Here is an 11,087-nt window from a genome sequence, read left to right as displayed (position 1 = left end):
TCCGTAGCGCGCTGTTCGAAGAAATTGGCGTGCTCGACCCCATTCAGGATCTCGACCAGCCATGGCAACGGATGCGGCCGGAGCTGGGTAAACCCGCTCTCTCTGGCCTCGAAGAAGCCGAAGACCGGGGTAATTCCGAGCTGGGTCAGTCGCCAATCCGCGACATAGCGGACATAAGCGTGGATCTGCTCAGCCCGCATGCCTTCGATTTTGCCGAGGTCGAAGGCGAGATCAACGAAGTTCTCCTCCAGCTTCACCATGGTCTTGGCGACGTCGATGATGTCGTTACGGACGGAGCGCGTCACCACGCCGGTTTCGCGGTGCCATTCGTGAAATAGCTTGATGATCCCCTCGCAGTGGAGACTCTCGTCGCGCACTGACCAGCTTACGATCTGTCCCATGCCATTCATCTTGGCGCGGAAAATTGAGCAGCATGGCGAAGCTCGCGAACAACGCCATGCCTTCTGTGAAGGCGCCGAACATCGCAAGGGTGCGAGCGACGTCAGCCACGGTATGGACGCCGAACTCGTGCATGTAGTCCGCTTTGGCGCGCATCTGCGCATAGTCGCGGAATGCCTCGAACTCGGTCTTGGGCATGCCGAGTGTCTTGAGCAGCAGCGCATAAGCGTCAATGTGGACGGTCTCCATGTTGGTGAACGTCGCCATCATCATCTGCACGGTGAGCGGCTGGAAGATCGGGATGTAGCGCTTGAGATAGTTGTCGCCGACCTCGATGTCCGACTGAGTGAAGAAACGGAATATCTGGGCGAGCAGCGCGCGCTCGTTGGCGGTGACGCGGTCCGACGCCCAGTCCTTGAGATCGGCGCCGAGCGGCACCTCCTCGCCCATCCGATGGGTCTGCTGCTGCCGCTTCCAGAAGTCGTAAGCCCAGGCGTAGCGATCGACGTCATAGGTGCCGGTCGAGTCGAGGAGGCCGACCCGTCCCTTGCCGATCAGCGAGCGTGGATCGACTGACGAGAGATCGATCACTGACATGAACCGATCGCCCCTCACAGTTGCGGGGGCAGCCCCGGAGCAGCCGTTCGGCGCACCGGGTTCCCTCTTAGCTTCGGTCCCACAAAATAAAGGACAGAAGACCGAGACAGATCCACATCTAGGCGGCACCCGACGAGATTCGTCAAGCCTTCCGTTGCGGGAGATCAAGCTCCCGAGGGCAAAAGGACACCGTCAAGCTAACGAATGGAGCGGCCGAGAACTAGAACACCAGCACGTTTATCGCTCGCGCTATAGCCTCCCGCTCGAAAGTGATCGGTCCCGCGTGGGCTATATTCCTGGTTTTTACTTCGGCTTGCGCATGGTCGAGCCAGAGGTCCATCCCTCCGAAATATCATCGGCTGCGGCGCTCTGTCGGCCAGAATGGCTTCGTTCTCGACCTCCTGATCCAGCCCAGAACGGGGCTGGCGCGCAGCGTAGCGGCTTCTGACCTGTCATGGCTCTAGCGCGACCTGCAAGCCCTCGGTGCCTTCAACATGAACGTAACGGGGGCCGATCGGCCGCCCCCTGCCGCTGGCGACCGTGACAATGTTTTCCAGAGGAGTGGCGCGCGCATCGGCCTCAGGGCGAGACAAGATCAGATCGGCGTGAAACAGCCCTTCTGATTCAAGGCCGGTCGCATCAACGCCAAGAGCCGCCAAGCTGGCCAAACAACCTTCAAACTCTTCAGCATCGCGAAAGCGGCGCTGGATAAATGTCGCGCCGTAAAGACGTTCCGTCACAAGGCCACGGTTCGCGAAGGTCGAGGCCAAAGACTCAAATGGAAACATTCGTAGCACGAAGGAGATGATCCATGGACATCTCTCGGTCGCATCGAGAATTTTTCTGAACGTCTTCTCGGTAATATAGCCGATGCAACCCGTCGACATGATAACATCCGCAGAGCGGAGAATTTGCGCGCTGTCTGTCGATAGCGCGTCTTTTTCAAGGTCAGCGACAATGCCCTGGTCCAGGAGGCCAACGTTTGTTGCATAGCTAATCGCCGGCGCCGACACGTCCAAGCCGATAAACCGCGCCAACCCGACATCGGGCCAAGCCGCATAAAAATTGCGATCGAGGCGCACCAGTGTCTCAGAACTGATCGCCCTCATTTCGCGCCGAGCGTAGCGGTGACGCAGGCCCCCGAAGGTCAGTGGAAAGCGATGCACTGCTGCGTTGATGCCGTATGAACATCCAATATCAAGAACGACAGGCTTAAGACCGGTTGCGGAAGCTTTCGCTGCCAGAATTTGTCGCACGACCGGCTCAGCCACGTCCGGGATCATATAATCCAAGTCGCCCAGGACAGAGAAGTATGCCCTTGGATCATCCAAAGCATAAATGTCATCAAAGATCGCTTTAGACCGATTGATACACGAAAACTCTGTTCGCACCCAAATGTCTCCCATCTCATTTTGCAACCCGGTCGCCGGCTGCTACTTCCAAGTACTTGACGACCTATCCCAGAAGTTTGGCGAGGTGCAACCCCATCGCGTCTTTTTTTGGCTCGCATCGTGAGACAGAGGGCGGGCCTCCTTATTGCAGCGTACGAGAAGACAAATTGGCGCCAAAAGCGATCCTCAGAGTCGCGGCACTTTTGTGGGAGCTCGAAGACCTATTGAACTTCGAACGGCAGCGACTGCGATAATTACGGGCTAAGCGCGCAGGCTTTCGTAGCCCCATCAACGTGATACGCTTGCGCACGCGCCGGAAAAATCGTTCTGCAGGGTTAGAAAGAATCAAGATCAGCCGCGCCGCGTCTTCGCAATCTAGGTGCTTGACATTCAGAACCGCGAACAAGAACGGCAAGCGCGAGGTCGATTTCGTCACATCTGCTGCATCTTGCCATGGACAGTTGGCTTGGGAGATCTGTCCTTCGATTGCCTGCTGGACCGCATCGCGGCGGTTGAACGTGGCGACTTTTATGATGCAACAGAATTTCGCCGAGCCGGAATTTAATATTCGCTCACCAAGGGCTTGCCCCCGGACGGTCTTTTCGCTGACAGATGCCCAGCCGATCCACCTTTCGTGTCGTGCCAGCACAGTCCTTTGCACATCGACATTCCACGAGGCAAATCAACTCAACATCAGTGATCGCAGAATTTATCAGAGACGCGATCTTCGTCAGCTTCTCGCAAGCTGCCCCTGCTATCAGAGAGCAGGTCATCTCGCGGCGACGCCGCTATGTGAGTGTTACGACATGGACGCAGGCGCCGCCGATATCGCAGCGACAAGGCCAGAGGCTGGCGCAGACCCCGACACCGCGGCGAACGGCGGCAACCGCTCGCCTGCGGCATTGTTGCAGCAAGCTTTCGAGAAGGCGCTCGTTTCCGTCGCCACGCAAGTCATAAGCGACTCCCAGTCGGATATGGATGATGCCATGAGCGAGCTGGATGAGGGGTGAGGCGGGATGGGGATACATCGGGCCCGCTGTTTAAAACGAGCCCGATTGGACGAAGCAAGTGGGACTTGGTACCTGCAGCAAGCCAGACGCGCCTTCAGCGATGCTCCAAATGGCTTGCCGAGCGGGTCCACAAATCGGTGTGCACCCCGCTCTCTCGGCAAACGCTGCTGCGACTTTTGGTCTTCCGCAGCGGTAGACCTGCACAGCAAGGCCGAAGCTCCACCGGCAAGCTCCTTGCTATCCCGCCCAAGAATGACGATACGAGCGCTCTCAGCAAGGGGTAATGAACGATAGCACGCAAGCCGTGCAACATTTCCCTCATTCGAGGATCGATTGCGCTCGCCAGGCTGTCCTTGTTCAGATCCGCGGCTGACCGCGAACCTGTTTGCTAGAGAGATCTCAAGGACTTTTCCTGAGGGCCAGCATCGTTGGCGCTCAGAGCGTGAGGGCTCTCCTGCGTATGCAACTCGTGCGCCTTCGCCACAGCATTGGAAGATGTTGCCAGTACTTTGTACTGCCGTCACGGGCTGCTGTTGGCCCGGTTGGGGCCAAAGCTTTGACTGCGCGATCGTCGGACGCGAGCAGCGATTCTGGATTCATAGGCGGCAGCACCTGCTATTCTCATCGTCGCTTGCCGAACATGAGAAGCGGGCGCTAGCGCCGCCCGCTTCACAATTTGTCCAATTGATGGACTCGGCCTCACGCAACCCGCCGCAACATCATTTCCCGCATCATGGTCTTGAAATCCGGCGGCGCGTCCGGGTTCTCATTGTGGTCGATGACCGACTGCGTCACCCTGCGTCCGGAGTTGTCAACCCATCCCTGATTTTGCTCGTGGATTGTCTGAGCTCCATCAGATGTCAGCTGATCAAGGGTTCGGCCGGCATTGGATTGGGTCACCTTCAGATTGTTCTTTCCATCCTTATCATCACCGAGTCCCTCGACAACCATCGCATTGTCGCCGTTGGTGATGGTCAGCTTTGAGGAAATGGTTTTGCCTTTACCAAAATCGACCGTGTCTACGGTAATCTTTGTGCCGTCATCGAGCTCGAAGCTCATGCCTTTCTTGAAGTCGAAGTCATCCTTGCCGTCGCCATTCGCATCGACGTGAGGATCGCCGTGGATCTTCGTGACATGGCCGGTCTGATTGTTGCGAACGGTCCAGGTGCCGTCTTTCTCATCGGCCGTGATCGTATACTTATCACCAAGGTTAATCGTCGCCTTGCCGTCCTTCACCTCATGCGACCAAACTGGCGCCGGCTGAGGCGACTGCCCAGGAGTCGGAGCGACCGCAACCGGCACCATCGCGAGGGGCGGCGGCGGAGGCGGAACGAAGAAGACGGGGCTCGCACAGTCTGACGGCGGACTTGCATACTGATAGTTGCCCGGTCCGCGCCCCCGTTCACCCGCATTGATACTCGCCTGATTTACCGCGCGTCCGGCGCCATCGACCCAACCCTGGCCGCTCTCATAGATTGTCTGAGCACCATCGGCTGTCAACTCATCAAGGGTCATTCCAGCATTGGACTGCGTCACCCTCAGGTTGTTTTTGCCATCCTTAGCGTCGCCGAGCCCCTCCACAACCATCGCGTTGTGGCCGTTTGTAATGGTAAGCTTTGAGGAGATGGCCTCACCATTGCCGTAGTCGACGTTATTGACGGTAATTTTCGTGCCATCGTCGAGCTGGAACGTCATATCTTTCTTAAAATCGAAGTCGTCCTTGCCGTCTCCGTCGGCGTCGACGTGGGGGTCGCCATGGATCTTCGTGACATGGCCGGTCTGGTTGTTGCGAACTGTCCAGGTGCCATCCTTCTCGTCCGCCGTAATCGCATACTTGTCGCCGAGATTGATCGTGGCCTTGCCATCCTTGACCTCATGCGTCCACACCGGATCCACAGGAGGCTCAGAGCTCTGATTCGGCTGACCCACCAGCATGGTGGGAGGGGGCGGCGCCATCATGTACGCCTGGGTAGTAACGACGGCTGGAGCCACGGCGACGGGAACAACACTTGTAACGACCGAACCGACCAGGGCTGGCGAAGCTACCGGTAGGTACTGATAGCTCACCGGGGCATACTGCCCCAACAAGGCGTTGAAAGCAGGAGCGACAACCGCGCCTTCCGGCACCACTCCGTTCATCGTCGAATCGAGCGCGCCGACCACGGGAAGACCGGCCACGGGAAGATACGGCATTTAGTTCACTCCTGTTGCATTGAAGAAAGCTGTAAACCTGCAAGCCTTACGCGCTAGTCAACCGAACACGCCCTTCAGACCTGCATGAGCACACCATTAGCCCACCCAAGCGCATATATGCCTGTCGTCACTAGCACCTGCGTCCCTGAAGAGGCCACTCCGTCCTCATACTCCGCAGTTATGGCACGAGCATATCGCACGCGCATTCAACGTCAGAAACGCTACCCGCAATACCTGTCGAAAAGCTGACGATAATAAACTATCGACGTCGCACTTGCTGCGATGACACCGATCGGGGTACAGCAATCCATAGACTTCAGATGCGATCTGTATGCGTGCGGGCCACTAGACGGTCAGCTTCCACAGCATCAGGGGCTCGCCAAACCTGCGCCCCTTCGGCATCCGCCAACGGCCAAAGCTGGGGACTGGATGACTCAACCAGTCACTCCAACTCGATCGCCTTATCCGGCCGGTCGCGTCGCTCCACGCAACCGAAACGCCGCCGCTCGTTCCGCAAGAACGAACAATTCGCATGAACGCAGGCAAGCACGGTAACGCTATCCTTTCCGACGCGCCGAGCCATACGCGCGGCTAGACAAGCCTGAGCGAACCGATAAGTCGAGCAAGCGCTGGGCCGCCGCAACAGTCCCTTCGGATGACTCGTCAGCTTCTGGAAAGGTAGCGCCCCTAGCATGAGCACGCTGAACTCTAGGCGAGGAGTCGTCTATTGAGCGTAACAAGACAGCATAGGAGAAACTGATGATCGGAGAAATGATCGGAAGCGCTGCGGGCGGATGGCTTGGCGGCCCCGCCGGAGCGGCGATTGGTTCTGCCTTGGGCGGGACAGTCGACAAGGTCTTTGATAAGGTTGTCCTTAACCTGGAGCCCGAGAAGAGTGGCCCCGCTAAGGCCGCCGAGACCAAAGACGCCGGCGAGGAAAGCAGCGTACACACCAGGCCGACTCTCGGCAAGAACCCGGAGCTGAACCTTAGCCTTAGCACGCTCGGGGGCGAGCCCATGTTTCTTTCCATTCCTGCCATCGTTTCGCCCGCCCGCGCGACGTAACAGAGCACAAACTAGCAACATACGACGAAGAAAGGTGAATCGACATGGCAGTTAATAGTGTTGGCGGTAACGGTGGCGCGACTGGCGCCCAGGCGACCGGGGATGCTGGCTTCCAGAATCAGATGGCTGAGTTCGAGCGTGTTAGCCATAAGGTTCAGGAGCAGGCCGTGGCAATGCGCAGAATCACGACCGAGCTCTCGTCCGAGAAGAAGATCGCCGACGAGCGCGTTCAGTAATTCTGCAAGACGGGTGGCTCATCGCGTCGCTTATCATGGCCGCGTTGTGAATGACGAACTCTGAATCAGCCGTACGGCACTGCCGTACGGCTTCTCTCGTTATTCAGGAGATTATCCGTGACCGAATCGATTTCCCTCGACTTCGAGGTGCTATCGGGACTCTATACCGGGCTTAAGGGCAAGGCGGCGGCCGGGCACAGTATTGTCGGCAGCGGCCTCGATGCCGATATGATCTTCGTTGAACAAGGGCTCGAACCGCATCACCTTCGCATCATCCCACAGCGGGATTCGATCGAAGTGGAGGCGCTTGGTGCTGGTATCAGCGTAGACGGCCACGAAAGTATCACCTCAGGGGAGCGCGTCAGTGTACCTCTTCCTGCGATCGTTCATGCTGGCGCGATGTCAATCCGCTGGTCGGCGCAGGATCTCCCGCAAGCTAGTCCCAGCAATCGCTCACGTGGCTTGATCGTGGCACTCAGTCTCCTCTTGCTCAGCTCTGTCGCGATTGGCACCGTCTCAACTATCTTCGGTCCTACCGACAGCGCGGGGGTGCTGAGTACTGATTCATTGCCGGCAGCCGAGGTTGCCGCCAAACCAACCATCAATCATTATGAAGCGAGCGACGCTGATGCAATCGCCGAATTGCTACGGCAGGAGGTCGAGCGAGCGGGCCTTCTTGATGTCAAGATCGGGGCTGGCTCCGGCGTTGTCACTGCGGAAGGCACTGTTACGCCTAGCCTCATCACAAAATGGAAACAAATCCAGCAATGGTTCGATCATCAAACCAACGGCACTCCTACCCTTGTGAATGCAGTCACGGTCAAGGAGGAGAAGACGCCGTCTTCGATCGCTGTCCAAGCCGTTTGGCGTGGAACCGAGCCTTATCTGCTTATCGGCGGCCAAAAGTATTTCGTGGGTGCGCTATTAAGCAATGGATGGACCGTCGACCGAATTGAGGATGGGCGAGTGCTGCTCAGCCGCAACGGCCGATTTGCTGCTTTGCCATATTAGAGTGTCTACCCTGCAAGAAAGAAGGAGAAGTCGATGGCTAGGCTGCCCCAGCACGCTGTAGGGCCCGGCACCCCATTGCAGGGATTGGACGCGGGCCAGAACGCACCGGCTATCGGCTCGTCCTCCTCGCAAGCCGATATGGAAGTCGGAGTTGCTCATGCAGATGGGGGCACGAAACGGGCGTCGTGGCGAGACGCGCCCGCGCAGAATCTGCCAATTGAAGGCGCGAGCGAAGCCGCTCTCGAGGTCAACTCCATCAACGCCGTCTCGGGCGTCGCTCTGTTCGAGATGGGTGCCGGCGCAAATGAGATCGACCCACGCGTAGTACTGGCTTCGCTTTATGGGTCCAATCTCTCACACGGCCTACTCTCCTTCGTCATTCCACGTCTACGTCATCCGGACGTGCTGCGCGCGGACAAGCATGGTGTTCTTCTGGAGCGCCTAACCCAGACATTGGAGGCTACGCCAGACGACAAGACGGCTTGTGAGTGTCTGGCAATCCTGCAGCAGGAGCTGCGCCGGCTGCTTCTGCTCCGGCAGAATCAAAACAGCATAATCAAGGGCTAAGCGATGGCCGAGCCTAATGTATTGCAGCATGTCCCCGCCACGTTGGCACCGGAAGCTTCCAAATCGGGCGATATCTTGTCGATCTCCGGGCCGGAGCGCGACCTGCTCTGCGCCCTCTCCTATGTCCACCTCGCGTGCGGTCAGAGTGCACAGAGTCTGGCTCTGCTGAGAATCGCAGCTCGCGAGCATTCCCACGACGTCGATCTGCTCCGCATCCTGGCCTACACTCTTATCGCAGAGGGCCTTGGCGATGAAGCGCTTGATGTGCTGGATCGGCTGGACGCGCTCGATGTGCACCCCTCTTCACGCGTGCCTATGACGCTCTTGCGTAGTCACGCATTGCGACACGCCGGCCGCATGACCGAGGCTCGTGATGTTTTCCAGCGCTATGTGTCACTGCGCGCGAGCACAGCCTTCATTAAACAGCAATAGGGATCTTTCATGGCCAACGTCTTGCGTAACTTCGTCGTGCGCGCGCCGGCCCACCCGGATTTCATGGTCGCCTTGATGCTGCTTCTGGCGATCGGCATGATGATCATGCCGATCCCAATCATTGTGATCGACATGCTGATCGGCTTCAATCTCGGCTTTGCTATATTGCTGCTGATGGTTGCCCTCTATCTCAGCACGCCGCTCGATTTTTCGTCCTTGCCGGGCGTCATCCTGATCTCGACGGTATTTCGTCTGGCGCTGACTATTGCAACAACGCGACTGATTCTTGCTGAGGGCGATGCCGGCAGCATCATCCACACCTTCGGCGATTTTGTCATATCGGGGAATATCGCTGTCGGAATTGTCATATTCCTGATCGTGACCATGGTTCAATTCATGGTTCTTGCCAAGGGCGCCGAGCGTGTCGCAGAGGTGTCGGCCCGCTTCACACTCGACGCGCTGCCGGGCAAGCAGATGGCGATCGACGCCGAATTGCGCAACAGCCATATCGATCAACACGAAGCACGTCGCCGGCGCGCCGCGCTGGAACAAGAGAGCCAACTTCATGGCGCCATGGATGGCGCCATGAAGTTCGTGAAGGGCGACGCGATCGCCGGACTGATCGTCATTTGCATCAATATGCTCGGCGGAATCAGCATCGGTCTGCTTTCCAAGGGTATGTCGCTCGATGAAGCGCTGCATCAATACACCCTCCTCACGATTGGTGATGCACTTATTTCACAGATTCCGGCGTTGCTGCTGTCAATTACGGCCGCAACCATCGTCACCCGTGTGAACGGGCCTTCCAAGCTCAAACTCGGCGCCGATATCGTTCACCAACTCACCGCGAGCACGCAAGCGCTTAGATTAGCCGCCTGCGTTATGGTATTCATGGGGCTCGTTCCAGGCTTCCCTTTGCCGCCGTTCGTCACCCTGGCTGTTCTTTTTGCTGCGGCAAGCTATATCAAGGTCGGCGCGAAAGCTGACAAGGCTGCCGTTAAGACAGGCGCTGACGGCGTCGCTTCGGCGCCGGCCCCTGCGCCGCCTCAGAAGCAAGCCGTGCATGCGGAAGCACTTCCGATTGCTTTATTTCTTGCACCGAACCTGACGCATTCGATTGACAAAGACGAGCTGGAACAGTGCATTGCGCGTGTTTCAACACTGGTATCGGCGGATCTTGGCATCACCGTTCCGCGCATACCGGCCCAGATTGGGCAGAACTTGTCCACGTCGCAATTCAGGGTGGATGTCGACAGTGTGCCAGTTGAACGCGATGTGATCGATCCGACCCAACTGGTGCTCAATGACGATTTGGCAAACATCGAATTGAGCGGCCTCCCCTTTCGGCAAGACCCGGAGACAAATCGGGTCTGGATCGAAGAACGGCATGCAGCCGCTCTCAAAGCAGCCGGCATCGGATATCACCGACCGAGCGAGATTCTTGCCTTACGTCTCCATTCGACATTGACACGCTATGCACAGCGCCTGGTCGGCATCCAGGAGACCCGCCAATTGCTCGCCCGGATGGAACAGGAATACCCCGACTTGGTGAAGGAGGTGCTGCGTACGGCCACCGTCCCTCGGATCGCCGAGGTCCTGCGCCGGCTGCTCGATGAGGGCATCCCCATCCGCAACACCCGCTTGCTCCTGGAGGCGCTGGCAGAGTGGAGCGAACGCGAGCAAAACGCCGTCCTGCTCACTGAATATGTTCGTGCTACTCTGAAGCGGCAGATCTGCTTTCGCTATGCTAATGCTCATCGTGTTGTGGCCGCCTTTATCATTGAGCGCGAGAGCGAGGAAATTGTGCGCGGCGCGGTGCGCGAAACTGCTGTCGGCCCATACCTCGTTTTGGATGAATGGCAGAGCGAGAAGCTGCTTGCACAGTTCCGTCACATCCATTCGACCATCGCACAAAGTAAGAGTCAGCCTGTCATTCTTGGATCGATGGACATCCGGCGTTTCGTGCGTGGCTTTCTCACGCGCAACGGGATCGACCTGCCCGTCCTATCCTATCAAGATCTCGCCGCGGATTTCACGGTTCAACCGATTGGATCCATTAAGCTTCCAGCTTCCAAGGACAGGGTCCCTTCCCCGGAACGTGGCGGGCTCCTTCCCGCTGCGGGTTAACAGTTTACAGCAGCTCGTCATGAGAAAGCCTATGAATTCAAATGAGATCAGGGGCCGGA

At 57.8% G+C, this 11,087-nt stretch carries 9 protein-coding genes, 1 pseudogene and 1 riboswitch; of the genes and pseudogenes, 7 read left to right on the top strand and 3 right to left on the bottom strand.

The window, feature by feature from the left end; all coding sequences use genetic code 11:
* Together WN73_RS19020 and WN73_RS19015 are read right to left on the bottom strand one after the other, a co-directional pair.
* A pseudogene (locus tag WN73_RS19020) lies at positions 1-954 on the bottom strand (ribonucleotide-diphosphate reductase subunit beta); the annotation flags it as partial.
* Positions 945-1,117, bottom strand: a riboswitch (cobalamin riboswitch). Its footprint overlaps the pseudogene before it by 10 nt.
* A 331-nt stretch (positions 1,118-1,448) precedes the next feature.
* Complete coding sequence (locus tag WN73_RS19015) at positions 1,449-2,402, bottom strand: hypothetical protein (protein ID WP_097669889.1); 954 nt, start codon at positions 2,400-2,402, stop codon at positions 1,449-1,451.
* Between the two features lie 287 nt (positions 2,403-2,689).
* Between WN73_RS19015 and WN73_RS19010 the strand changes: the two genes are divergently transcribed.
* The gene (locus tag WN73_RS19010) at positions 2,690-3,397 is read left to right on the top strand and encodes a hypothetical protein (protein WP_271554269.1); all 708 of its coding nucleotides are present in this window, start codon (positions 2,690-2,692) and stop codon (positions 3,395-3,397) included.
* 699 nt (positions 3,398-4,096) lie between these two features.
* On the opposite strand, the gene WN73_RS19005 is transcribed toward WN73_RS19010, so the two are convergent.
* A complete protein-coding gene (locus WN73_RS19005) occupies positions 4,097-5,590 on the bottom strand; it encodes a DUF1521 domain-containing protein (protein WP_097669891.1) in 1,494 nt (497 codons plus the stop codon).
* A 759-nt stretch (positions 5,591-6,349) separates the two neighbouring features.
* Here WN73_RS19005 and WN73_RS19000 point away from each other — a divergent pair.
* The 6 genes from WN73_RS19000 (at position 6,350) to sctV (ending at position 11,028) form a co-directional block, all read left to right on the top strand.
* Entirely contained in the window at positions 6,350-6,655 is a 306-nt protein-coding gene (locus WN73_RS19000) for a hypothetical protein (RefSeq protein WP_097669892.1), read from the top strand.
* Between the two features lie 44 nt (positions 6,656-6,699).
* Entirely contained in the window at positions 6,700-6,891 is a 192-nt protein-coding gene (locus tag WN73_RS18995; RefSeq protein ID WP_161533283.1) for a hypothetical protein, read from the top strand.
* A gap of 117 nt (positions 6,892-7,008) precedes the next feature.
* Positions 7,009-7,902 (top strand): SctD/MshK family protein, encoded by an 894-nt coding sequence (locus WN73_RS18990; RefSeq protein WP_097669894.1) that lies wholly within the window; start codon positions 7,009-7,011, stop codon positions 7,900-7,902.
* 33 nt (positions 7,903-7,935) lie between these two features.
* Complete coding sequence (locus tag WN73_RS18985) at positions 7,936-8,469, top strand: hypothetical protein (RefSeq protein ID WP_097669895.1); 534 nt, start codon at positions 7,936-7,938, stop codon at positions 8,467-8,469.
* Positions 8,470-8,472: 3 nt separating this feature from the next.
* Positions 8,473-8,901 carry a tetratricopeptide repeat protein gene (locus tag WN73_RS18980; RefSeq protein ID WP_097669896.1) on the top strand — a complete coding sequence of 143 codons (429 nt, stop codon included), beginning with the start codon at positions 8,473-8,475 and terminating at the stop codon, positions 8,899-8,901.
* A 9-nt stretch (positions 8,902-8,910) separates the two neighbouring features.
* Positions 8,911-11,028 (top strand): type III secretion system export apparatus subunit SctV, encoded by a 2,118-nt coding sequence (gene sctV / locus WN73_RS18975; protein ID WP_097669897.1) that lies wholly within the window; start codon positions 8,911-8,913, stop codon positions 11,026-11,028.
* Positions 11,029-11,087: the final 59 nt, after the last annotated feature.

This window comes from Bradyrhizobium sp. CCBAU 45394, from assembly GCF_028128655.1.
GTDB classification, from domain to species: domain Bacteria; phylum Pseudomonadota; class Alphaproteobacteria; order Rhizobiales; family Xanthobacteraceae; genus Bradyrhizobium; species Bradyrhizobium diazoefficiens.
The sequence above is the reverse complement of the archived record's forward strand: the minus strand, read 5'-3'. Positions and strand labels throughout refer to the sequence as shown.